A 23,954-nucleotide genomic window follows, 5' to 3' on the forward strand; every position below is an offset into this window, starting at 1 on the left:
CATCATTTCTCCTCATAATAATTTGCTTTGTAGGTGGTTTTCTTAATGACTTTATCGAATACCAATAGCATCGCCGGGAGTACAAGCAAGACCATTATAAAGGCAAGCAGTGCCCCCCTGCCCATCAATAGGCCGATGGATCCTACGATCGGATTCGAAGAGGTGATCCATAAAATAAAGCCGACACTCGAAAGGATTGCTGCCGAAATCGAAATAGAGAATGTCTTCTCATCCAGGGTTCTCACCATTGCTTCTTTAGCAGGCATTTCCTTGCGATAATGTGTATAGGCTTCTGTGAATAGAATCCCATAATCGACCGTAGCGGCAAGTTGTACCGTACTTATGATCAAATATCCGACAAACACGAGGGGTGTATTCGTGAAGTATGGAATCGATAAATTGATCCATACGGCCGCTTCAATCGTGATGAGCAGCACCACCGGAATCGTAATCGATTTAAAGCTGAACAGAAGCACAAGGGCAATCGTCACGACCGTCAGCACATTCACGACCACATTATCCTTGTTGACGGTATTCTTAATATCATAAAGCGTCACGCTCTCCCCAAGTGCCAATGCTTCATCCCCGTAATAATCCGCCGCCGCTTTTTCCACCTTCTCTACAATCGAAAAAGGAACCTCCCCTTCCGTACCCTGACTCGTGTTAATGACGATCCGGCTGTAGTTTTCAGAGTAGAATTCATCCGTGATCGATTTGTCCAGATACTCAGGCGGGATTTCAGAACCAACCTGGTTCACATACGCCATGACTCCTGTCACATAATCAAGGGACTCGATATCCTCGACGAGCTCCTTTTCTTTTGCCACATCTCCTTTAGGTACTAAAAGAACGATCGGCGTCGTTTCACCAAATGCCTCTTCCACCTTCTTGAAGTCACTCCCGACGCGGGTGTTTTCCGGCTGTTCCCCCGTCCCGTAAATGAATGAAGTATTCGTTTGCCCCAGGAAGGCAGGAACAAGAATAGCAAATACAAAGATCAGGCTCGGAACCTTCAGTTTCAATACTTTATTTCCGATACCGGTGAAGCTCGGAACAAAACTCTTATGCTTCGTCTTATCCATCCATTTATAAAAAACAAGCGTCAGTGCAGGCAGGAACACCATTACACTGATAAAGCTCAGGACGATCCCCTTCACCAGGTTCACCCCGAGATCCGACCCGATCTGAAACTCCATGAACGTAAGGGCGATAAATCCGAAGAACGTCGTTGCCGCACTTGCCGTGATCGCAGGGAACGACTTCTTCATCGCCAGCTTCATCGCTTCTTCTGGATCATCCGTCTCTTTCCGGTAATCTGAAAAGCTATGAAGCAGGAACACCGCATAATCCAGCGACACCGCCAGCTGCAGGATCGGCGCAACCGACTGAGTGACGAAGGAAACCTCCCCCAGGAAGATATTCGTTCCCAGGTTGATCAGAACCGACACCCCGATCGCCATCAGAAAAAACAGTGGTTCGATCCAGGAAGTCGTCGAGATGACGAGGATCAATATAATGAGGGGTACCAGTAACATCCCTGCATACATCGATTCACTTCCGGCCATTTTCTGAGAACTTGCCGTATTCGCCGCCTCACCGGCAATCGCACCATCACTACCAATCAGCTCATAGATTTCATCGGTGATCCGGACCTCATCCCCGGTGCGGACACTGATGGAAAACAGCGCATTCTGATCTTTATAGTAATTCTCGACTGTCTCCTTGTCTGCCACTTCCAAAGGCGTCTTCAGATCGACCATATCATCCAGCCACATCACGTCCGTTACCCCGTCTATGGCTTCCAACTTTTCTTTATACGCGAGTGCCTCCTGTATCGTCACACCTGTCACCATGACCCGCGTATCGGGAACGGCACCCGTGAACTCCTTTTCCATGATGTCCATGGCCTGAGTAGACTGGGCATCATCAGGCAAATAATCGACCATATTATAATTGACCTTCACAAAAAATTGCGCTACCGTTGACAGCACCGTCACCAGCATAAACGCTACCAGAACAGCTTTCTTATGCTTTATGATCCAAGATGCAATATTTATCATCTTTCATCCTCTCTTGTCTCTTTCACATTTTCACATTATCATTATAATAAACACCGTGTTGGATATTCAACGGACAGTTGTATAAGGAATGTTCAATACTCAACACATCACTCACGTGTGTTGGATAACTCAGAAAAAGCAGGAAAGGAACGTTGATCTTTGAATACAAAAATGGACCGACGAAAAAAATATACACGCATGGTTTTAAAAGACAGCCTCTTGAAACTACTGCAGGATAAATCAATCTCAAGCATCACCATCAAAGAAATCTGCGAAACGGCAGACATCAACCGATCCACCTATTATGCCCACTACTCAAACCAATACGAACTGCTCGAAGCAATCGAAGAAGAATTCATCGAGGACCTGACTATCACACTGGGTAAGTATAACTTCTCAAAAGAAGAAGAAGCCCTGCAAATGACCGAAAAGCTATTCGAATACATCGCCGACAAAAGCGACATCTGCGAGGCACTTCTCAGCGAGAATACCGATATGTACTTTCTAAAGAAAGGAATGATCATTACCCATGAATTCATCTTCAAAAACTGGATCACCGAAAGCCGGATGGATCAAGAAACTTACGAGTACATCAATATGTTTATGGTGAGCGGAAGTATTCATGTCATCAAAAATTGGGTGGAAAACGGGATGAATAAGACGCCTGGGGAGATGGCGGGGATATTGCATCGATTTATTAATCGCGGGTTGTCGGGGGTGAGGTAGGGATTTTGCTAGCAATCCACATCTTGTAAATATGTTTCTCTCATATATTCCAGAGCATAAAAAAAAGCTTGTAGAAATACTCAGTATCTCTCTACAAGCTCTATCATCTACCTACTTGTCATACTCTTCATTCTCATACGTGCCATATTGACCATTCTCCGTATCAATGACTCCGCTCGTATAAGAATCCATGATCTGCTGGCTCACCTGCTCGTTTGCCTGCTCGTCATACGTGAACTGCTCTTTCGGATCCCTCTTCTTCATGTCGATTCCCCCTTATAATAAGTAATCTATTCCCTTATATTGTTTGAAAATTGGCTACAGATATGAGTGGAAATATATAGTATGATAAAGGTAGGGAGGGGATAACAATGAGTTTAAAATATCAGAACATATTAGTAGCTGTCGATGGATCCAAAGAAGCAGAATGGGCGTTCAAAAAAGGGATTGCCATCGCAAAACGGAATGACGCTATTCTTTCATTAATACACGTGATCGATACCCGTTCCTTCGCGGCAATCGAATCCTATGATCGTACAGTAGGAGAAAGAGCTATCAAGTATGCTGAAGAATTGTTAGATGAGTACAAAGCAGAAGCTGCAGAAGCAGGGTTAACAAAAGTGAAAACCTATGTCGAGTACGGCTCCCCGAAAGTGATCATCCCCAGAGAAGCAACGAAGAACGTCAAAGCAGACCTTGTCATATGCGGCGCAACCGGTCTCAACGCCGTCGAACGATTCCTCATCGGAAGTGTGTCAGAGCATATCACACGGGCAGCTCACTGTGATGTACTTGTTGTTCGGACAGAGGAAGTAGAAGAGTAATTATCAGAGTAAAAGAAAGAGCCGTTGAATGGAGAAAGACTCTACATTCAACGGCTCTTTTTAAGAATGTGAAAAAGTAAAACTCTGTAAAGTTGATTGGAGCGGAAGGTGCTCGACTCCTGCGGGAGAAACGGGACAGGTGAGACCCCGGAAGCGAAGCTGAGGAGGCTCACCGCCCGCCCCGCGGAAAGCGAGCACCTGTAGAGGAAATCAACCACTACTCGCTTATGGCAGAAAGTTTTAATAACAGCCTTCTTTTACACAGAATGAGTAACATAGGAGGCCAAATGAGCTTTCCCCTTCTCAATCTGCACCTTCACTTGCTCAAATCCCGTACCACCATAAGACTTTCTTCTTTCAACCGCCGAATACGGAGTCAAAATCGAATAAATATCTTCTTCAATCAATGAAGAAAACTCACCGTACTCCTCCAATGAAATATCTTTCAGGTAGCAGCCTTTTTCAATACAATGAAGAACAAGCTTCCCGACGATTTCATGGGCTTGTCTGAACGGAATCCCTTTCGTCGCCAAGTAATCGGCAAGTTCCGTCGCATTGGAGAAATCATTCCCTACCGCTTCTTCCATTTGTTTCGTGTTCACTTTCATCGTAGAGATCATTCCAGTAAAGATTTTCAATGATCCCACCACTGTTTTAACGGTATCAAACATGCCTTCCTTGTCCTCCTGCATATCCTTGTTGTAAGCAAGAGGCAAACCTTTTAAAACGGTAAGTAGAGAAATGAGATTCCCATTCACTCTTCCTGTTTTCCCTCTGACAAGCTCAGCCATATCAGGGTTCTTCTTTTGCGGCATGATACTGCTTCCTGTCGTGAAGCTGTCATCAAGCTCGATAAATTGAAACTCTTCTGTGGACCAAAGGATCATCTCTTCCGCCAAACGTGAAAGATGGGTCATCATAATCGAGCTGTTGCTCAGGAATTCCAGGATGAAATCACGATCACTTACGGCGTCCAGACTGTTTTCGTAGCACGAGTTGAAACCAAGCAGTTCAGCTGAATATTCCCGATCGATCGGGAAAGTCGTACCTGCCAGCGCACCTGCACCCAATGGAGAAATATCGATTCTCTTAAGAGAGTCGATCAGTCGTTCCTTATCCCGATTAAGCATCCAGAAATAACACATAAGATGATGGGCGAAGGAAATCGGCTGGGCACGCTGAAGATGAGTATAACCAGGTATGATCGTTTCTACATTTTCTTCAGCCTGAAGGATGATGGCCTCCTGAAGATCCTCAACGAGTTCAACAATCTCCTCCACTCGTCTTTTTAGAAACAGATGCATGTCGGTCGCAATCTGGTCGTTTCGGCTTCTACCTGTATGAAGCTTACCGCCGACCTCACCGATTAAATCAATCAGCTGCTTCTCCAAATTCAAATGAATATCTTCATACTCGACAGAAAACTGAAGTTCATTCTTTTCAGCTTTTCCGTATAGCACATGAAGCCCGTCAAGGATTTGATCTGCTTCACCTACAGTGAGAATCCCGCATTTTTTCAACATCTTTACATGGGCGATGCTGCCTTCTATGTCCTCTAGAACGAGCTCTTGATCAAAGGAGATGGATGCGTTGAATTCATCCACCCATTCTTCCGGCTTCTTTGTAAAACGTCCTCCCCAGAGCTTGCTCATAGAGTCACTTTCTCCTTCTTTTCAGCATTGACCATTGCTGAAACCTTTGTCGGCAGTCCCCATAATTGAATGAATCCAACGGCAGCATCATGATCGAATTCATCGGCTTTTGTATAGGTTGCGAGCTTCTCATCATATAAGGAATTAGGTGATTTTCTTCCTTCCACAATGGCATGCCCCTTGAATAATTTCACACGTACGACACCATTCACATACACCTGTGTTTGATCAAGGAATGCTTTCAGTGCTTTATTCAGTGGTGAAAACCATAATCCTTCATAAATCAATTCCGTCATTTTCTTCTCGATTACAGGTTTATAATGAGCAAGCTCTTTCACAAGCGTGAGATCTTCCAGTTCCTTATGAGCTTTTAAAAGCGTGACGGCAGCTGGACACTCATACACTTCACGGGACTTGATCCCGACCAGGCGATTCTCCACATGATCGATACGTCCGACCCCATGCTTACCAGCGATGACATTCAGTTTAGAAATGATCTCATCAAGTGGGTATGCGACGTGATCCAATTCAACAGGTACTCCATGTGAGAATGTAATCTCAACTACATCAGCTTCGTCCGGTGACTTTTCAATACTGGACGTTAAATCATATGCATCCTCGGGAGGAGCAGCCCATGGATCTTCAAGTACACCACATTCATTGCTTCTTCCCCATAAGTTCTGGTCGATGCTGTAAGGGGAATCCAGATTGATGGGGATAGGGATCCCTTTAACCTTCGCATATTCAATCTCCTCTTCACGTGACCATTTCCATTCGCGAACCGGCGCAATCACTTCTAAAGAAGGATTCAATGCAGCGATGGATACTTCAAATCTCACTTGGTCATTTCCTTTTCCCGTACACCCATGGGCGACCGCCGTTGCATTTTCCTGTTCAGCGATTTCCACTAGTTTTTTGGCAATCAAAGGTCTTGATAGAGCAGATACCAGTGGATATTTCCCTTCGTATAGGGCGTGACTTTGTAAGGCAAGAAGGGCATATTCATTCGCAAATTCTTCTTTCGCATCGATTACATAGCTTTTTGAAGCTCCAACCTTCAACGCTTTTTCTTGAACGAAATCTAAATCCTTTCCTTCTCCCACATCCAGGCAACATGCAATCACTTCATATCCTTTTTCCTTTAACCATTGAACCGCAACCGATGTATCTAAACCACCTGAGTAGGCTAATACCACTTTTTTATTCATCCTTATCTCCTCCTGTTAATCTATATATATTGAATAATTATTCTTTAAGATGAATTTATATTAGCAGTTTATCAGAGAATCATCAATACTTATTCATGAATTTGTATAAATATTTTATAAACAAATTGTAAGATTGCCTTCGCACTGGGCTTGTCGGTTAATTTATTGTAGGATGAAAGTAGAATGAAACGTAAGGAGCATCCAGATAAATGAAGAACGAATTTTTCTCATATAATTCAAGGCTCGGAATCCATCTTCCCCGGCTCTTGAAGGATTGGCACTCTTATTCTTCGCAGGAACAGGAAAAGGTTCTTCTCGAATGGGAAAGGGTACGGGGCACGATACCTGATCGAATCCAGGAAATCGAAGGGGAGATCGACCGGCTACAAGGAGACTTGTCTCAGGAAGAGAACTTCGAGAGATCCTGCATGATCAATGGAGAGATTTCCGAAAGAGCTTCAGAGATCAATGATTTATGGCTCTGGTATCGGACCAATCCGGAAAAAACACAAAGGGGAATGATGTGAATACATCATTCCCCTTCGTTTATTGGCCATTTTTCTTTTCACGCAAATAGCGGTACTGATAATATTTTTCCGCAAAATCAGTGATTTTTCTGGAAAGCTGATAATTGGACCCTGCTCCGATGGCGATGCTGACAAGGGGAAGGCCGGACCACTTCTTCCCTTTGAACATCGTGATGGCCATTGCTTTAAGTGCCTGCTTCATGGACCCTTCCAGCCACGTGTAGTCTGTCAGCTGCTCCGATCCATCATAGAAGTAATTGGAATCCTTCTTATTTAAATCCTCCATCAGATCTTCCCAGGCAAGGGCGCGAAGCCTTGCCGGAAGGGTGGCTGCATGAAACACCTTCAGTGACGTCATCATTTCAAACGGGGTCTGAACATCAAATCCATAGGTGACGGCAATGAGTTGCACAGAACGAAGATTGATGACGAGCATGGCAGGCAGATCCGACCCCAATGCCACCAGGCCGCCGGTCCCCGTCACCCCTCCTTGTAATAGAGAGTAGATGCGATGACGTCCCGCATGTTGTTCCGCTATGTAATGAAGCTGATCAATCGTTAAATAATGAAGATCCTCGACCGTCTGAATGTCTTGATTAAAGGCTCGTGCCGTCACAAGGATGCGCTCACGGGCGTCATTTTGCATCTGTGAGCCTTGAATAAGAGAGTGCATGTGAAACAACCAGCCATCCAGGCGTTGGAAAAATTGGTCCTGAACATCTTCAGGAATGGATTCAAATGCGTAATCCAACCACTTCACATATGTATGCTCCAAATCATTCGCTTCGTATTCATATAATTCTTCTCTCCACGCTTTGATCGACTGCCATACCTGCTTATCTCGTTCTGACCAGTTCACTTCTCCCACTCCTTTTACATTCCTTAAATTACGTATAGTATACCATATATGGAGTGGACAATCTTTTGTTACGGGGGAAGTGTTTGTAATAGTCAGTAAATTACATTACTGAATGAAATGCTTGTGGGACAGCATAAAGAAAATTCGACATCGCGGCACGATTATTTGAAATGTCGCATGATAATCAGAATGTCACATGAAAAACCGATTACACGCACGATAATCGCTAATCCGGCATGACCCCCCATTATATCTCGCATGATTTTTTATCGAAGGTGATCCAAACAAAAAATCCGCCACCTTATCCGCCATAATACCTCCATCCTAGATGCAATCCTACAAAAAAGTTATGAAATAGAGAAATTTTCACTATAAATTGGGCTATGACGAGTTTAACGAACTCATTTGAAGCCCTCACACCTTCAACCAGCATGATCCAATCCATTATATGACCCACTTTTTAGATATATGAACCGATTTCGGCCACTTATGATTCGGAATTCTGATATATGAACCGGTTTCGACAACTTATGATCCGGAATTCTGATATATGATCCACTTTTCAATTTTATGTGTCGAAAAATCTCGGTTTCTACGACTAGAGACTAAAATATTTTTTAAGTTAATAAAACAGGACCACCATCAATTAAATGGTGATCCTGTACATTTATTAGATATTCCCTTTTTCCACTACATCACGTGCAATCATGACTTCTTCGTTTGTTGGAATGATCATGACTTTTACAGGTGAATGCGGGTAGTTAACGAATGCTTCTTTACCGCGGACCTTGTTGCGGGCCGGATCCCAGTATACGCCCATGAATTCCAGCCCTTGAAGGACTCTTTCACGGATAAGCGTACTGTTTTCACCGATACCTGCTGTGAAGATAATTGCGTCTACACCGTACATGCGGGATGCATATGAACCGATGTATTTATGGATACGGTTTGCGAACACTTCAAGAGCCAGTTCCGCACGCTCGTTACCTTCTGAAGCCTGTTGTTCGATATCACGTAAGTCACTTGAGAATCCGGATACACCAAGCATACCAGATTTCTTGTTCAGGATATTCAATACTTCATCAGCCGTTGATCCCGTTTTCTCCATGATGAACGGGATAAGGGCAGGGTCAATATTACCTGAGCGTGTTCCCATGGCAACACCTGCTAAAGGAGTGAAGCCCATTGACGTATCGATGGATTTACCGCCTTCGATCGCTGCGATACTTGCACCATTACCTAAGTGACAAGAAATTAAGCGAACTTGCTCTTTCGGACGACCAAGCATTTCAGCAGCACGTTCAGATACATACTTATGGGAAGTACCGTGGAAACCATACTTACGGATTCCGTAATCTTCATAGTACTCATAAGGAAGGCTGTATAAGAATGAGCTTTCCGGCATGGATTGGTGGAAAGCTGTATCAAAAACAGCAACCGCTGGCACATTAGGCAGTACATTTTGGAATGCCTTGATACCTGTCAGGTTTGCCGGGTTATGAAGTGGAGCCAGATCAGAAAGTTCTTCGATTTTCGTCACTACTTCGTTCGTAATCAGAACGGATTCATTAAAGACCTCGCCACCATGTACGACACGATGTCCGATCCCATCGATTTCATCAAGTGAATCGATGATGCCATAGCCTGTCAGCTTTTCAAGCAGCATTTTAACCGCTACTTCATGGTTAGGAATATCTGTCACTTCTTCACGTTTTTCATTGTTCACCGTTATATTAAATACCGCATCATTTAATCCGATACGTTCAATAAGACCTTTTGTAATAACTGTTTCTTCAGGCATATCAAAAAGCTGAAACTTTAACGAAGAGCTTCCAGCATTAATTGCAATCACTTTTTTTGCCACGTTGTATCGCTCCTTTTGTTTTCGATCTCTTGACTCTTATTTATTCTGTTCATTGAATCATTTTTTATCTCTCAATTCCCCATTAAATCACTGACTCCCCTCTATTTCAAGAAAAAGCTTGAAATGACATCGTTTTCATGTTAAATTAAATATTTTCGAAAAAGTTAGAATTTGGAGTAACTGTGGGAGATGAATGTTAGGGGTCGGTGCGAATTTTGTCGCTTCTTGTAGAACGGTCGATATATTGAAAATGTGGTTGATAAATGAAAAAACGGTTGATATATTTTTTTAACGGTTGATAAATCCGAATAACGGTCGATATCCCAAAATCGAATGCCTTGTTCCTTCATACCCCGAACAGAAGGGTAGTAAAACAAAAAAACAAGACCGCCATGGGCAGTCCTGTCAAATGTTATTGTTTATTCTGTGCAAGCCACTGATCGATTTTGGACATGATGTCCTGCAGGGCGCGTTGATTCGATAGGCTTGGCAGCTGTGCAAGCAATACTTCTTTAGGAGGCTGAAGGCCTTCTTTTTTCTTTTGAAGGATCAGGATGCTTTTTGCTGAGTTTTTGTTTTTGAATAGGGAAAGAGGCAGTTGTAAGAAGCCTTGGATGTCTGCCTTCTCTTTCAAATACGTTTGCAGCTGTCCGCTGTATGGAGATTCGAAAAGTCCATTTGGCACGATGAAGAAAAGGTATCCTCCGTCTTTCGTGTGCTTCAGGCTTTGTTCCATAAACAGATGGTGGGCATATGAATGGCCTTCTTCTGCTTTCAACTCATAATCCTGTGCTCGTAAATCGTTCGGGTAATAGCCAATTGGCAGATCACTCAACACAAGGTCAACGGGATCAATAAACAGCGGTTCGATTGAATCCTGATTAAAGAGCTGCAATGGATGTTTTTGAAGATCTGCTCCCACGTATGCGAGCTTGATTAATACTTCATCAATTTCGACCCCGATGGATTGTGTTTCTTTTCCTGGCATCTGGTTTAGAACCGTCGTCAGGAGGTTTCCTGTTCCGATCGCCGGGTCCAGGATGGTTAGTTTGTCCATGCCCGGAGTGAATTTATTGACTAAGTAGCTAATAAATAAACCAAGAGAGTCCGGTGTCATTTGATGGTTGGGTTGTACGTTTTCTTTCATGCCTTTTAAAATCGCGAACTGAAAGGCTTTACGGATATTTTCATTCTCCAGCTGAGAAAGACTTACTTCATCGTACTTTTTGTTCAGGCGTTTCTTGGTCAGTTCACTTACTTCCTCTTGCAGGACGTCACCCTGAAAAAGGTTTTCTCCCGTTTCGGCAACGGCTTCTAAATAACTGCATGCTAACTCCTCTTGCAGTAGTGTAGCAGTTTCATCGATTATTCCAAATAATGATTCGACTGGCGAATTAATCATCGGCATTCATTCCTTTATCACAATTTCATTCATCTATTTTACCTCTGTCCATAACGTTTGTAAAAAAACAATGCTGACCTTTCGAAAAACAGGTCAGCATGTCTAAGAAATGTTAAGTAAAGAAAGAATTATTTAGCGTTCTTCACTGCTTCAACGGCAGCGTCATAATCCGGGTGGTTGGTTGCTTCGCTTACATATTCAACATACGTTACTTCCTCATTGCTGTTGATTACGAATACAGCGCGAGCAAGCAGACGAAGCTCTTGAATGTGTACGCCGAATGCTTCACCGAAAGAAAGATCGCGGTGGTCGGATAGAGTTTGAACATTGTCGATACCGTTTGCCCCGCACCAGCGCTTTTGAGCGAATGGAAGATCCACGGAGATCGTCAATACTTCTACATTATCAAACTTGGTTGCTTCTTCATTGAATTTTCTTGTTTGTGCATCACAAACACCTGTATCGATGGAAGGAACGACACTGATCAAACGCACCTTGCCTTTGGAATCATTCAGTGTGACTTCCGATAAATCATTAGCTAATACTGTGAAGTTAGGAGCTTTGTCCCCCACTTTTACCTCATTACCTAATAAAGTGACAGGGTTATTCTTAAATGTAATGTTTGCCATTATTTGTTCCTCCTCCATAATAATATGTACATGTTTATAGTACAGAAAAACGATACGATAAAGCAAATCATAGGGGTTCTTTTCAAAAAAAAGATGAGCTCACTCTTATTGAGTAAGCTCTCTATCTTTTACAGATCAAGTTTTTGATTGTGATTACCCTGACTGTTATTGTCCTGCTTGTTATCGTCCTTTTTCATCATACCCTGAATCTTTTCGATGGCACCGGGAGCTAAGTCCAGCAGGCGATCGATCAGATGAGTGCTTTCATCTAAATGGAGCATTTTAATTCCTTTTGAACCGACAATCAAGAAAGCGATTGGGGTGATGGAGACACCGCCCCCGCTACCTCCCCCGAATGGCTGCTGTTTAGGAGATGACTTGTCACTTCCTCCGTCTCCGCTTTTTCCACCACCATCATCTTTTCCTTTCCCATCAATGATGAATTCACTTCCACCTGCAGCAAATCCAAAGCCAACCTTTGATACTGTCAGGATGACACTTCCATCGGGTGTTTCAACGGGATCACCGATAATCGTATTCACATCGATCATTTCTTTTAAATTTTCCATTGCCGTGGTCATCAGACCTTCAATAGGATGTTCTGACATGTAAAGACCTCCTTATTAAACTGAATGTTTTTCTCCAGAAAGTGTGGAAAGGGGTTTTGTCTTGAACTTAGCCATACCGCCTCTCCAGTACCGAAGTATCTTGAAACCTACTAGGATAGCATTCCCTATGCGAAACTGGATAATACATGAAAATTGAGTTTGAATCACGGAGTGTTGAAATGTCGGAGTCACCTCAATAAGGGGCATGGATTGAAGGCGCATATATCCACTCAGAATGCCGATGATACTCCCTTTCATCCCCCAGATCGTTCCTGTTAACGTACCTGTTGAAGCTGCATCGCCAGTGCCGAATAACGTTTTCCATTGAACATGATCCAATTTGACTTTCTTGAGAAACGAACTGATGATTCTGTGAAGTGATTGAACATGTATGATGATCTGCTTCGTATCATTCAAACTATCTATAAAATCATTTGGAGTGATTTTCTTTTTAGAAACTTTTTTATTTGATGGATTGCTATCATTACCTTTTTTCTTTTCTTCCTCAAACACGACATTCGGACCATCGTCATCGAGTTTGACTAACGGAATATCGATTGTATACTTTAACAAGCCAAACCATGCTCTCAGCTTCACCTTGAAATGGTCATTATCATTCCCGTGGTACAACGAGAGAGTAACGGTCAGCTTCGTTATAATAAGAAGAAATAATATCAACAAGATAAGTGCCATAACGATTAGTAACGCCCAAATCCACCAACTCATATTTTCACACCCTTCAACCTCTTATTATGGCCTTTGCCTGGGAAAATAAACTAAGGAGGAGAGATTTTGTCCAGAGATTGCGCTTAATTAACCGGAAAAAGAGTATATCTGCATAAAATACTTGCGATATTGTATTTTTCCGGTCACGGGATGATTCTAGGTTCACACAAGGTCAATTCAGACGTCTCCTTTTTAATCATTGCGTCGTTTCTCTTTGGAATTGCGTCTTTTTTTCATTTATTGCGTCATTTCAAACCGTTATTGCGTCGTTTTTCAATTATTTGCGTCGCTTTTAAAATTTATGCGTCTTTTTGCATTTAATAGAAAACAAAAAGCTTTTCTCAATAAAAAAACCAAACCCATATAAACAGGTTTGGTTTCAAAACAACAATTATTTAAAGTGCCGGATTAAACTCCAGCTTCTTCTTTTCCTGAACCACCGTCGTATCAGCAAACAAATCATGTATTCCTTGTTTTTTATTCGTAAAGGCTACCACCACATAGAGAATAAAGATCGTGGTAGAGATAAATCGGCCGATCAGCTCTCTAAATATAATCGTTCCCCACGAAGGCTTCATTCCTTTTAAATCAATGACCTTAATGCCGAACACCATTTTACCGATCGTTTGGCTGAAGTATCTCGTCATCAAAATGAAGTAGCCATAGAAGACGATACTTGTTAATATCGAAATCGGCGCAAACATGGAGCCTTCTGAAAGTGAGATATCCAATAGTTTAAAGATTGGATTCACTACTAACCTGGTAATGCTGCCAACCACGATAAGGTCAAGTACGTACGCCCAAAACCTTATCCAAAATCCTGCTAAGTAATATCCATCGTGATTCATGAGCCTTGATTGATCAGGAGATAGGGAATCGATATCGATTCGCTCCCGCTCTTCATCATGTAGTACAGAACGATCTTGTGTGTCACTCACTTCATTCACCTTCCTTATTCAGAGTATAGATACATTAACCGCGGAGAATTTGGTTTAGATAGCAGCTTCATTAATACCGCTGCTTCCATATCTTGACCGATCATTTTCTTTGCACCCATACTGAAGAATTCGGAGAAAGGATCGCCTGCAGTATATTCAAATACTTGAGCATCTTTTAACTTATAATCTTTTTTCATGGCTTCAATGGTATCCTCTACATAGCCGAATTCGTCAATTAGATTGACTTCTTTGGCCTGGATTCCATCATATACTCTTCCGTCTGCAATTTTCTTGACCTCTGCTTCTGACATTTCACGTCCACTCGCAATGACATCGACGAAGCCTTCATAGGAATTATCGATCATGGATTGAAGAATCTTTCTCTCTTCTTCCGTCATTTCACGGGTCGGGCTCATGATGTCTTTATACGGTCCGCTCTTGATGGTCACGAAATCGACTCCATATTTCTCTGCTAATTCGGAGTAGTTGATGCTTTGCATAATGACACCGAGTGAACCGGTCAGTGTTTCTTTACTGGCGAATATCTTCGTAGCCGGTGCAGATATGTAGTAACCTCCGGAAGCTGCAGTGCCCCCCATTGATACATAAATCGGCTTCTTCGCTTTATCCATGATTTCTACAAGCTTTGAATGGATTTGAGCACTCTCCACTACGCCGCCACCCGGGGAATTCACTTTTAAAATAATCCCTTTGACAGATTTATCTTTTTGAACCGTATCAAGCTTTTCCATAAAGAGTTCATGATTGTATCCGGGGCTTTCAAATAAGGAAGTTGCGCCTCCCGTATCCTGAATGACACCTTCTACTTCTAAAACAGCGATTCGTTTCTGGGCATTCCCCTCATCAATCACCTCTTCTGAAAAAGGGTTATCTGTTCCGCCAAGAATGTCTTCAAATGCTTTATCAAAATCACTTGTCACCGCAGATGTAGCGAAATTGACTACAACAGAAACAAAAAATAACCCAACAGCAATACCTAATGCCGTCCACCTTTTTGCATTCATTTCGTATATTCCTCCCTTGTTTACCCTATCTTATGTAAGGATATGAATATCATTCTCATGTGAAAACATGATAGAATATTCACTAAGTTAGATTCTAGCAAAATTTTAAGTAAATGGGAAAAATTATCTTATTTTTTATTCCAGGGAGGGTACATACGATGAATAACCGTCGAAATATTTACTTCTATGCCTTACATGAAGAAGGGATGCAAGCAAAGCTGGACCGATTATACGAGCTTGCCAACCGTTATGATTTCAACATTGTCGATTCTCCAAAGACAGCGAATATCATTGTCAGTATCGGAGGGGATGGAACGTTTCTTCAAGCCGTCCGCCAAACCGGCTTCAGACAGGATTGCTTGTATGCAGGTGTTTCTACAGGTGGCACTCTGAGTATGTATTGCGACTTCCATATTGATGATACATCCAAAATGATTGAAGCGATGACAACCGAGCAAATCGAGGTTCGCAAATATCCGACCATTGAAATTACCGTCGATAACCAAACCTCCTTCCATTGCCTGAATGAATTCAGCATCCGCTCAGGCATCATCAAAACCTTCGTCATGGACGTATTCATCGATGATAATCATTTTGAAACGTTCCGGGGAGATGGGATGATCATTGCGACGCCGACGGGAAGTACCGCTTATAATAAATCGGTCAGCGGAGCAGTGGTGGATCCGATGCTGCCTTGTATTCAAGTAAGTGAGATGGCTTCCTTGAATAATAATCGCTACCGTACGCTCGGGTCTTCCTTCATTCTTAGTGATAAGCGACGCTTGGTTCTTAAGATTGTTCAGGACGGTAATGACTACCCTGCAATGGGGATGGACAATGAGGCTCTGAGTATTCAACACGTGGAAAAAGTCGAAGCAAAGTTAAGCGATAAAATCATTAAAACGGTAAAATTAAAGGATAATTCATTCTGGGAGAAAGTGAAGCGTTCGTTCTTATAGGGAATGGGTGAATTTTTCCTATAAGACTCAATTGCCAAGTGATTTAAGTGACATTTTGAACGAATCCCTGTATTAAATGGGGCAGAATAGGTTTATTTTTGATCGTATGTGGAGCCCTTTTTAACGGAGACGGCGGATTTCTTAATGGACGAGACATTCGTTAGCATCATTGTGTCATTTCACTTCATTGTTGAGGTACTATTGTCGGTTGTTGCGGCACTTTCACCTGTTGTTGCGGCATTCTCTACCAAACTTGCGCCACTTTCACCTGTTGTTGCGGCATTCTCAACCAAACTTGCGCCACTTTCAGCCAAACTTGTGCCACTTCCCACGTTTTTTGCGCCAAATTGTGAACAAAAGCAAGGTCCGTCCCTATACAAAACGCTCCAGCACATGCTGGAGCGTTTTGCATTTCATCAAGCGGACAATCTCGCTTCCCGTCTTCGCTTTCGGGCGTACTGCACTCTTGAAGCTGTAAAAATCGTTAATGCGAGCCATATGAACGTAAAGGAAATGAGATGGGTGAAGGAGAATGTCTCGTAATAGACCCATATGCCGAGTATCAACGTGATGGTCGGTGCAATGTATTGCAGGAACCCGACCATATAAAGCGGGATTTGTTGAGCACCCTTTGAAAAGAACAATAAAGGGATGGCCGTTACCGCTCCGGCACCCATCAATAAGAGGTCCGTCCCTGACGATACATGGAAAAGGGACAGGGATCCTTCATTGTACATGTAGCCGAGGTAGAGTAGTGATAACGGTGCGATGGTCATGGTTTCCAGTGTCAGTCCGATGGATGATTCGACTTGGATGAGCTTTTTGGCCAATCCATATAACCCGAAAGAGAATGCAAGGCCAACCGCGATCCATGGAAAGTCCCCATAAGATATCGTTAAAATCAGAACCCCGATCGCAGCCAATCCAAACGAGACCATTTGAGCCTTTGACAAGCTTTCCTTCAGGATAAATACCCCTAACAATACGCTCACAAGGGGATTAATATAATACCCCAGGCTCGCTTCCACCATTTGATTTGTATTCACGGCCCATATATAAATAAACCAGTTCGTACTGATCAATAAAGAAGCAAGTAATAGTGCAAACAGCTGCTTCTTTTTCGTAAGAGATGTTTTTAAATATACGTGAAAGTCCTTCCAGCGTTTACTTACGAATAATAATAATAGCATAAACCAAAAGGACCAAAAAATGCGGTTAGCGAGAATCTCATATGCGGATACATGATTTAACCATTTCCAGTAGATCGGGAGAATTCCCCATAAAAAATATGAAAAAGCTGTGTAGATGATTCCAGCCTGATCGGTTTGCTTCATAAAAACACCCCCAAAACTATTTCTATTTCCGAAATATCTCCATTATATCCATGAACAGTTTTGGGGGCAATGATTATTTATTTTTTTTATAAACGATGGTCTCGTCTACAACCGTCATATCTACTATTTTGCTTAATAATTGATCGGCATCCACTTTGAACGGATCGATGTCTAAAACGGTAAAGTCCGCCGTATACCCTTCACGTATCTGCCCTCTATCTCCTTCATGGTGACAGGCATAAGCACTTCCCTTTGTAAACAGGGAGAGGGCTTCATACATCGAAAGTTTTTCTTCTGGACGATACTCTGTTTTGTCAGGATCCAATGGATTCGTTCTCGTAACCGCCGCATGAATTCCCCAAAGAGGATTAATCGGCTCGATTGGCGCATCAGATCCACCCGCACATGGAATGCCTTCCTCAAGAAGTGTTTTCCACGCATAGTTATACTGCATGTTTTCCTCTCCAAGTCTCTCAACTACCCAAGGAAAATCCGACGCAACAAACCTTGGTTGAATATCGAGAATTAACGGAAGATCCTTTATCTTCTCGATCAGCTCTTTACGCAGGATTTGGGCATGAATGAGTCGATCTCGTCTTTCAAAGTGAGATGGCTCTTTCAGGATGGCTCCAAGTACATTTTCAAAAGCCTGATCACCAATCGTATGAACGGCAATCGGAAGATCATACTTTCTAGCCTTCTTCACAAGTTCAAGAAGTTTTTCGTTTGTATGGATGCTGACTCCGGTCGTACTTGGATCATCAGCATATGGATAGCTTAATAGAGCAGTCCTGCCGCCCAAAGCCCCATCAGCAAAGATCTTCATGGCGCCGAATTCAATAAATTGATTGCCACTGAGGAAGTGATGGCCATCTTCCTTCCAATCTTCAATCACTTCATGATGAACCAATAGATGAGCCCTGAACTTTTTCTTGCCTTCTGTGATCGTTTGTACAAATGCATCATACGTTTTCTTAAAGTTTCCATAGTAGCTTAAATCTTCAGTATGACCACCTACCAGTCCGTGCTCCCAGCAGCTTTCAATCCCTTTTGTCAGGGCACCTACAAGATACTCGGAGGAGCTGGCCGGTAAGGCATCGATCATCAGATCCTGAGCCTTATCTTTTAACAAACCGTTTAATGCTCCATCCTCATCACTCTCAATCAACCCTCCGGAAGGGTCGGGAGTCCCCTCATCGATACCTGCATTTTTTAAAGCGAGCGAATTTACCACCATGGCATGACGGCAAATGCGTTTTAGGAGAACAGGATGATCCGGTACGATTTCATCAATTTCCTGCTTGGTTAAAACCGCGGCATCACTCCAGAGATTTTCGTTCCAGCCTTCGCCAATGACCCATTCACCTTTCTCAAGGCCTTTTGCTTTTTCTTTTATTGCCTCTAACACTTCCTGTTTACTATTCATACTGGAAAGGTCCAGCCTCATTAACGTTTCGCCATGACCGATCAGATGCATGTGACTATCGACAAACCCGGGAAACATCACCTTTTGCAGAAGATCTACTTCGGACTCAATCGTGAATTGTTCATTCTTTACCAGGTCTTCGGATGAGCCCAGCCCTTTGATGACCCCATCTTCCGTGTAGACCGCTTCAACATGATGTCCTTCCTCTTGCATTGTGTAAATGATTCCGTTTTTCCATAAAGTGCCCATGATGTTTATCCCTTCTTTATAAAAAAATTCTGTTTTTCAAATGTACCATATTATAGGAGGAATCTGAAAGGGAAAGCTTTTTTCACAAAAATAGAGAGCCCTATAGGCTCCCTATCCCTGATTAGTTTTTAACTGAACTCATTTCTTTTTGTCTCAGCTCAATTCTTCTAATCTTTCCTGAAGTTGTTTTCGGCAATTCTTTCACAAATTCAATCTTGCGCGGGTATTTGTAAGGTGCAGTTAAGTCTTTAACATGCTGCTGAAGGGCAGGAATTAAGTCGGGATCCTCTTGATTCACGCCTTCTCGCAATACGATAAAGGCTTTCACGATCAGTCCTCTTACTTCATCTGGACTTCCTACAACAGCACATTCCTGAACCGATTGGTGCTTGACTAAGGCATCTTCCACTTCGAATGGTCCAATGGTATATCCGGAGCTGATGATGATATCGTCACCACGCCCCTCAAACCAGAAGTAGCCATCTTCATCCTTTTTCGCTTTATCACCCGTAATGTAGTAATTCCCTCTGAATTGCATCGCAGTCCGTTCTGGATCTTTATAATAATTTTTAAATAGAGCAGGTGTTTCTACATGAACCGCGATATCACCAACTTCTCCGACTTCACATGGATACCCTTCCTCGTTAATGATTTCGACTCTGTTTCCGGGAGTGGGTTTCCCCATTGAGCCAGGTTTCAGCTCCATGCCTTTCATGATGCCAACGAGGAGCGTATTTTCGGTTTGACCATAGCCATCACGGACTTCTATACTAAAATGTCTCTTAAAGGCGTCGATGACTTCCCTGTTTAATGGCTCTCCCGCCGATACTGCACTATGTAATTGATTTAGTTTATAGGATCCAAGATCATCCACTTTGGCCATCAAGCGATACTCTGTTGGTGTACAGCACAGAACATTGACTCCATTGTCCTGGAGCAATTGAAGGTATTTGTTAGGGTCGAATTTACCTTGATACACAAGTCCAGTGGCTCCGGACCCCAGTACAGACAGGAACGGACTCCATATCCACTTCTGCCACCCCGGACCTGCAGTAGCCCAAACCGTGTCTCCCTCATCAATGGATAGCCATTCACGAGCTGCTGTCTTCAAGTGAGCGTATGCCCAGCCGTGAGTATGGACAACTCCTTTTGGGTTTCCAGTCGTACCTGAGGTATAAGAAAGGAACGCCATATCATCACGCTTTGTATCCGCGAAGGATAATTCTTCAGAAGCTGTTTTCATTTCATCCTCTAACGCAATCCATCCTTCTTGTTTATCTCCCACAACGAACTTTTGGAGATTTTCCATTCCTCTTACGTTTTCAAACTGCTCAACAAATGGAGAGTAAGCTACAATTCCTTTCACGTCACCGTGGTCGATTCTGTATTCAAGATCCTTCGTTCTAAGCATTTCTGAGCTTGGGATCACAACGAGTCCGGATTTAAGAGCAGCAAGATACACAGCGTAAGCTTCAATTAAACGAGGAACCATCACAAGAATGACATCGCCTTTTTCTAGGTTCGAACCCAAGAAAATGTTTCCAATTCTATTTACATTTTTCAATAATTCCTGGTAGGTGATTTCGTCTTTCGTTCCCTCTTCGTTTTCCCATTTAATTGCAAGCTTCTGTTGATCACTTGCGTACTTCTCTACTTCCTCTACTAAATTGTACTTTTCTGGTGCAATAAGTTCTTCCCTCTTCATTCTGACTCCCCCTTGTTTGTCGATTCTTCTCTATTATACAAAATAATTTAAATTTTTTAAATTATTCGTTTATATTTTTCCTATACACAAATCATGAGAATTTTCGACAAAAGGATCAAATATCTGAACTCTGGATCATAACAAATCACAACCAGCTCATAAAATGGATCGAGTACTCTTTTTACAAGAAAAAAGCAGACTAATGCACACTTTTTTCACAACATATTACAATTGAAGCTCTTATTTTCATCTTCAGGTCCAAAAATATCTTTATTCGCTCATGACAAAATGAAAAAGGAGCGAGAGAATCTCGCTCCTTGTAGCCATTGTATTTAATTATTTTGAAAATCCGCCACCGATTTGTTGTTCAGCCATTTGAACTAAACGTTTAGTGATTTCACCACCTACAGAACCGTTAGCGCGTGCTGTTGCATCTGCACCAAGTTGAACTCCGAATTCTGAAGCGATTTCGTATTTCATTTGGTCGATTGCTTGTTGAGCTCCTGGAGCTACTAATTGATTTGAACTTCTGTTTGCCATGTGTTTTCACCTCCTTGTGAGTATAGATTGTGTAAAAACACATGGCTTCATGCAAGGAAAATTGTTGGTAAATAATCCTAAATTTTTAGAGTAGTTCGTCAAAGGTTTTTTCTACATTTGAACTTGTTGATCCATCGATCGTGATGGTTTCTGTTCCATCGACGGCTTCTTTAATAAGTGTATCAAAATCAACAAAGCTTTCATAATACGCCACTTTTTCTTTTTTAGGTCTTGTTTTTGGTGCAGGCGGTGTGAAAATGGTACAGCAATCTTCATATGGAAGAATCGAGATATCATGTGTATCAATCTTTTGAGCAATATCAATGATTTCAAGTTTGTCCATGGCGATGAGCGGTCGTAGTACTGGTGTATTGGTCACATCGTTAATGGCTTGCATGCTTTCAAGGGTCTGACTCGCTACTTGTCCAAGACTTTCCCCGGTCACCAAGGCCAAACCTTCATTCTTTTCACGAATCTCATCAGCAATCCGGAGCATCATCCGTCTTGTTGAAGTCATCGTGTAATTTTCAGGAACCTGATCATGAATGGTTTGCTGAATTTTCGTGAACGGTACGATATGCAATTTCACCTTTCCACTGAATGCAGACAGTTTCTTGGAAAGATCGATCACTTTTTGCTTTGCCCGCTCACTTGTAAAAGGTGGGCTGTGGAAATGAACCGCCTCTACCTCGACGCCTCTTTTCATCGTTAAATAACCGGCTACCGGACTATCGATTCCTCCTGATAGCATGAGCATGGCTTTTCCGCTTGCACCAACCGGCATCCCCGTTGAGCCTTGATAAATTTCGGAGGAGAGATAGACACCCTCTTTTCTTACTTCTACATTAAGGTTAATATCGGGCTTTTTCACATCCACTTTTAATCCGTCCATGTTTCGGAGGATATAGGATCCCACTTCATAATTCAATTCGTTTGTATCCATGGAGAATTTTTTATCCGCTCTGCGGGCAGACACCTTAAAGGTTTTCCCCGGTGTGAAACTCTTTTGCACGAGAGCCAATCCTGCTCGGCTAATCTCTTCGATATCCTGAGCCACTTTCACAACCGGACTGAAGGATTGGATTCCAAAGATTTTCTCCAATCTTGGAATGATCTCTTCCCCGTTCTCGTCTCCTAACTGGATATGCAGTCGATCCCGGCTTGCTGAAACCGAAATCGTTGGAAAATCCTTCAATGCTTGCAAAATATTTTCTCGTAGCTTAGCCGTGAACATCTTTCGATTTCTGCCTTTTGTTGAAATTTCACCGTATCTTACTAGTATGCGATTATAATTCATCGTGATCTCCTCATTGTCTTTTGTAATAGTTCTATTTCTTTTTTTAGTAGCTGTATGAACTGACGGCACTCTTCCATTGTATTGTGAAAAGATAAACTGATTCGAATGGAGCTGTTCGCCTGACTTTTTGATACACCCATCGATAGAAGGGTTCGACTTGGCTTACTCTGCTTTGATGAACATGCACTTGTTGTGGACACAAACAACTCATGTCGATCCAATGCGTGAACGACAACCTCACCTTTGAAATCATCTATAGAAAAATTAAGGATGTGAGGAGCATGATGCTCGACTGGCGTATGAACGATCACATCTTCCATTTTCTCCAGTTCTTTCCTTAAATACCGTTGGTTTTCCTCCATGATAGGAAGCTGTTGTTTACTTTCCGCAAGGTGCATCCTTAATGCCTTTGCAAAGGACACGATTCCACCTGTATTTTCCGTGCCGCTTCTGAGATTTCCTTCTTGCTCTCCCCCTGAAATGATAGGAGAAAGCTCAAGTCCGTCCCTCACAAATAGAAATCCTGTTCCTTTAATGCCATGAATTTTATGAGCGGAAATGCTGCATAAATCAATAAGCTTTTCGCGGAGAATAAGGGGGACCTTCCCGCAAGCCTGAACAGCATCAACGTGAAAAAGGATCTTTGGATAGTCCGTCAGCAGCATTCCTATTTCCCGGATAGGCTGGACACTCCCGATTTCGTTGTTTACTTGCATGACCGATACGAGAATAGTGTCTTCCTGAATGGCGGCTTTTACTTGTTCAGGTTGAATCCTGCATTTGGCATCGACATCGAGATATGTCACTGAATACCCAAACATCTCTAATTGTTTAACGGCATTAAGGACGGAAGGGTGCTCTATTTTTGTCGTAATGATATGCTTCCCTCTCTGCGCGTATTGTAAAGCCGCCCCCTTTATCGCCAGGTTATTCGATTCAGTTCCGCCAGAGGTAAAGAACACTTCTTTCTTTTTTATATCTAATAAAGATGCCACTTGTTCCCTGGACTGCTGAATTAATTTCTCAATTTGCCCTCCAAAAGAGTGAATGGATGAAGGATTGGCATAGTAACTTTCGTTTACTTTAATAAATGTATCCAGTACTTCCTTATATGGCTTGGTTGTTGCACTATTATCTAAATAAATCAAGATTTCACCTTCTTTTACTGTGGTGACCTGCAGATTTCCCAGTAATATATTCAATCATTAATCTTACCATAAATCATCCTGAACCCAAATTTTATTCAACATGCAGGGCAAGATATTATTGTAGTAATACTAATTTTCGATAATTTTTAGCAATTTCCAAAAATAATCATTGAAAAATGACAGAACTTTTGCGAGAATCATAAAGGAAATAATCGCAAAAAAGTTATTTAAATATACTAAATTGTAAG

22 protein-coding genes are annotated in these 23,954 nt (G+C 42.3%); 4 read left to right on the forward strand and 18 right to left on the reverse strand.

All coding sequences use genetic code 11. The features are described from left to right. Nucleotides 1-2: 2 nt before the first annotated feature. Nucleotides 3-2,060 carry an efflux RND transporter permease subunit gene (locus AC6CIB_RS15440; RefSeq protein WP_498282093.1) on the reverse strand — a complete coding sequence of 686 codons (2,058 nt, stop codon included), beginning with the start codon at nt 2,058-2,060 and terminating at the stop codon, nt 3-5. Between the two features lie 159 nt (nt 2,061-2,219). Between AC6CIB_RS15440 and AC6CIB_RS15445 the strand changes: the two genes are divergently transcribed. Further along, complete coding sequence (locus tag AC6CIB_RS15445) at nt 2,220-2,786, forward strand: TetR/AcrR family transcriptional regulator (RefSeq protein WP_498282095.1); 567 nt, start codon at nt 2,220-2,222, stop codon at nt 2,784-2,786. 111 nt (nt 2,787-2,897) lie between these two features. Here AC6CIB_RS15445 and AC6CIB_RS15450 read toward each other — a convergent pair whose 3' ends face one another. Continuing rightward, nucleotides 2,898-3,050, reverse strand: coding sequence for a hypothetical protein (locus tag AC6CIB_RS15450; protein WP_498282097.1), 153 nt, complete (start codon nt 3,048-3,050; stop codon nt 2,898-2,900). Nucleotides 3,051-3,157: 107 nt separating this feature from the next. Between AC6CIB_RS15450 and AC6CIB_RS15455 the strand changes: the two genes are divergently transcribed. Next, nucleotides 3,158-3,610 (forward strand): universal stress protein, encoded by a 453-nt coding sequence (locus AC6CIB_RS15455; RefSeq protein ID WP_498282099.1) that lies wholly within the window; start codon nt 3,158-3,160, stop codon nt 3,608-3,610. A 257-nt stretch (nt 3,611-3,867) separates the two neighbouring features. On the opposite strand, the gene argH is transcribed toward AC6CIB_RS15455, so the two are convergent. Next, the gene (gene argH, locus AC6CIB_RS15460; protein WP_498282101.1) at nt 3,868-5,262 is read right to left on the reverse strand and encodes an argininosuccinate lyase; all 1,395 of its coding nucleotides are present in this window, start codon (nt 5,260-5,262) and stop codon (nt 3,868-3,870) included. Continuing rightward, entirely contained in the window at nt 5,259-6,470 is a 1,212-nt protein-coding gene (locus tag AC6CIB_RS15465; RefSeq protein ID WP_498282103.1) for an argininosuccinate synthase, read from the reverse strand. The genes argH and AC6CIB_RS15465 overlap by 4 nt, the downstream gene beginning before the upstream one ends. A 209-nt stretch (nt 6,471-6,679) precedes the next feature. Here AC6CIB_RS15465 and AC6CIB_RS15470 point away from each other — a divergent pair, with 209 nt between their 5' ends. Next, nucleotides 6,680-6,997, forward strand: coding sequence for a hypothetical protein (locus AC6CIB_RS15470; RefSeq protein ID WP_498282105.1), 318 nt, complete (start codon nt 6,680-6,682; stop codon nt 6,995-6,997). 19 nt (nt 6,998-7,016) lie between these two features. Here AC6CIB_RS15470 and AC6CIB_RS15475 read toward each other — a convergent pair whose 3' ends face one another. The 8 genes from AC6CIB_RS15475 to sppA all read right to left on the reverse strand — a co-directional run bounded on the left by AC6CIB_RS15475 (nt 7,017) and on the right by sppA (nt 15,048). Beyond that, nucleotides 7,017-7,856 carry an EcsC family protein gene (locus AC6CIB_RS15475; RefSeq protein WP_498282107.1) on the reverse strand — a complete coding sequence of 280 codons (840 nt, stop codon included), beginning with the start codon at nt 7,854-7,856 and terminating at the stop codon, nt 7,017-7,019. 670 nt (nt 7,857-8,526) lie between these two features. Beyond that, complete coding sequence (locus tag AC6CIB_RS15480) at nt 8,527-9,720, reverse strand: acetate kinase (RefSeq protein ID WP_498282109.1); 1,194 nt, start codon at nt 9,718-9,720, stop codon at nt 8,527-8,529. 412 nt (nt 9,721-10,132) lie between these two features. After that, a complete protein-coding gene (locus tag AC6CIB_RS15485) occupies nt 10,133-11,122 on the reverse strand; it encodes a class I SAM-dependent methyltransferase (protein WP_498282111.1) in 990 nt (329 codons plus the stop codon). 128 nt (nt 11,123-11,250) lie between these two features. Beyond that, nucleotides 11,251-11,751 carry a thiol peroxidase gene (tpx, locus tag AC6CIB_RS15490; protein ID WP_498282113.1) on the reverse strand — a complete coding sequence of 167 codons (501 nt, stop codon included), beginning with the start codon at nt 11,749-11,751 and terminating at the stop codon, nt 11,251-11,253. Nucleotides 11,752-11,879: 128 nt separating this feature from the next. Then, entirely contained in the window at nt 11,880-12,359 is a 480-nt protein-coding gene (gene ytfJ, locus AC6CIB_RS15495; RefSeq protein ID WP_498282115.1) for a GerW family sporulation protein, read from the reverse strand. Nucleotides 12,360-12,374: 15 nt separating this feature from the next. Beyond that, entirely contained in the window at nt 12,375-13,085 is a 711-nt protein-coding gene (locus AC6CIB_RS15500; protein WP_498282117.1) for a DUF2953 domain-containing protein, read from the reverse strand. A 395-nt stretch (nt 13,086-13,480) separates the two neighbouring features. Beyond that, nucleotides 13,481-13,933 (reverse strand): RDD family protein, encoded by a 453-nt coding sequence (locus AC6CIB_RS15505; protein WP_498282189.1) that lies wholly within the window; start codon nt 13,931-13,933, stop codon nt 13,481-13,483. A 104-nt stretch (nt 13,934-14,037) separates the two neighbouring features. Further along, nucleotides 14,038-15,048, reverse strand: coding sequence for a signal peptide peptidase SppA (sppA, locus tag AC6CIB_RS15510; protein WP_498282119.1), 1,011 nt, complete (start codon nt 15,046-15,048; stop codon nt 14,038-14,040). A gap of 158 nt (nt 15,049-15,206) precedes the next feature. Between sppA and AC6CIB_RS15515 the strand changes: the two genes are divergently transcribed. Further along, nucleotides 15,207-16,007, forward strand: a complete 801-nt coding sequence (locus AC6CIB_RS15515) for an NAD kinase (RefSeq protein ID WP_498282121.1) — start codon at nt 15,207-15,209, stop codon at nt 16,005-16,007. Between the two features lie 416 nt (nt 16,008-16,423). On the opposite strand, the gene rarD is transcribed toward AC6CIB_RS15515, so the two are convergent. The 6 genes from rarD to AC6CIB_RS15545 all read right to left on the reverse strand — a co-directional run bounded on the left by rarD (nt 16,424) and on the right by AC6CIB_RS15545 (nt 23,706). Beyond that, nucleotides 16,424-17,341: an EamA family transporter RarD gene (gene rarD, locus AC6CIB_RS15520; RefSeq protein WP_498282123.1), complete on the reverse strand. Its 918-nt coding sequence runs from the start codon at nt 17,339-17,341 to the stop codon at nt 16,424-16,426. A gap of 73 nt (nt 17,342-17,414) precedes the next feature. Further along, complete coding sequence (locus AC6CIB_RS15525; protein WP_498282125.1) at nt 17,415-19,016, reverse strand: amidohydrolase; 1,602 nt, start codon at nt 19,014-19,016, stop codon at nt 17,415-17,417. A 121-nt stretch (nt 19,017-19,137) separates the two neighbouring features. Continuing rightward, nucleotides 19,138-20,721: an acyl-CoA synthetase MbcS gene (gene mbcS, locus AC6CIB_RS15530; protein WP_498282127.1), complete on the reverse strand. Its 1,584-nt coding sequence runs from the start codon at nt 20,719-20,721 to the stop codon at nt 19,138-19,140. Between the two features lie 336 nt (nt 20,722-21,057). Then, nucleotides 21,058-21,261: an alpha/beta-type small acid-soluble spore protein gene (locus AC6CIB_RS15535; protein ID WP_498282129.1), complete on the reverse strand. Its 204-nt coding sequence runs from the start codon at nt 21,259-21,261 to the stop codon at nt 21,058-21,060. A gap of 85 nt (nt 21,262-21,346) precedes the next feature. After that, nucleotides 21,347-22,558 carry a tRNA uracil 4-sulfurtransferase ThiI gene (thiI, locus tag AC6CIB_RS15540; protein ID WP_498282131.1) on the reverse strand — a complete coding sequence of 404 codons (1,212 nt, stop codon included), beginning with the start codon at nt 22,556-22,558 and terminating at the stop codon, nt 21,347-21,349. Continuing rightward, nucleotides 22,555-23,706 (reverse strand): cysteine desulfurase family protein, encoded by a 1,152-nt coding sequence (locus tag AC6CIB_RS15545; RefSeq protein ID WP_498282133.1) that lies wholly within the window; start codon nt 23,704-23,706, stop codon nt 22,555-22,557. Before AC6CIB_RS15545 ends, thiI begins: the two co-directional genes overlap by 4 nt. Nucleotides 23,707-23,954: the final 248 nt, after the last annotated feature.

The sequence above is a fragment of the Rossellomorea sp. GQ25 genome, from assembly GCF_059758515.1.

Coding starts and splice junctions, on each gene's coding strand:
- AC6CIB_RS15440 (WP_498282093.1), bottom strand. CDS start 2,060: ATGATAAATATTGCATCTTGGATCATAAAGCATAAGAAAGCTGTTCTG.
- AC6CIB_RS15450 (WP_498282097.1), bottom strand. CDS start 3,050: ATGAAGAAGAGGGATCCGAAAGAGCAGTTCACGTATGACGAGCAGGCA.
- AC6CIB_RS15455 (WP_498282099.1), top strand. CDS start 3,158: ATGAGTTTAAAATATCAGAACATATTAGTAGCTGTCGATGGATCCAAA.
- argH (WP_498282101.1), bottom strand. CDS start 5,262: ATGAGCAAGCTCTGGGGAGGACGTTTTACAAAGAAGCCGGAAGAATGG.
- AC6CIB_RS15465 (WP_498282103.1), bottom strand. CDS start 6,470: ATGAATAAAAAAGTGGTATTAGCCTACTCAGGTGGTTTAGATACATCG.
- AC6CIB_RS15470 (WP_498282105.1), top strand. CDS start 6,680: ATGAAGAACGAATTTTTCTCATATAATTCAAGGCTCGGAATCCATCTT.
- AC6CIB_RS15485 (WP_498282111.1), bottom strand. CDS start 11,122: ATGATTAATTCGCCAGTCGAATCATTATTTGGAATAATCGATGAAACT.
- tpx (WP_498282113.1), bottom strand. CDS start 11,751: ATGGCAAACATTACATTTAAGAATAACCCTGTCACTTTATTAGGTAAT.
- ytfJ (WP_498282115.1), bottom strand. CDS start 12,359: ATGTCAGAACATCCTATTGAAGGTCTGATGACCACGGCAATGGAAAAT.
- AC6CIB_RS15500 (WP_498282117.1), bottom strand. CDS start 13,085: ATGAGTTGGTGGATTTGGGCGTTACTAATCGTTATGGCACTTATCTTG.
- AC6CIB_RS15505 (WP_498282189.1), bottom strand. CDS start 13,933: ATGAATCACGATGGATATTACTTAGCAGGATTTTGGATAAGGTTTTGG.
- sppA (WP_498282119.1), bottom strand. CDS start 15,048: ATGAATGCAAAAAGGTGGACGGCATTAGGTATTGCTGTTGGGTTATTT.
- AC6CIB_RS15515 (WP_498282121.1), top strand. CDS start 15,207: ATGAATAACCGTCGAAATATTTACTTCTATGCCTTACATGAAGAAGGG.
- rarD (WP_498282123.1), bottom strand. CDS start 17,341: ATGAAGCAAACCGATCAGGCTGGAATCATCTACACAGCTTTTTCATAT.
- AC6CIB_RS15525 (WP_498282125.1), bottom strand. CDS start 19,016: ATGGGCACTTTATGGAAAAACGGAATCATTTACACAATGCAAGAGGAA.
- mbcS (WP_498282127.1), bottom strand. CDS start 20,721: ATGAAGAGGGAAGAACTTATTGCACCAGAAAAGTACAATTTAGTAGAG.
- AC6CIB_RS15535 (WP_498282129.1), bottom strand. CDS start 21,261: ATGGCAAACAGAAGTTCAAATCAATTAGTAGCTCCAGGAGCTCAACAA.
- thiI (WP_498282131.1), bottom strand. CDS start 22,558: ATGAATTATAATCGCATACTAGTAAGATACGGTGAAATTTCAACAAAA.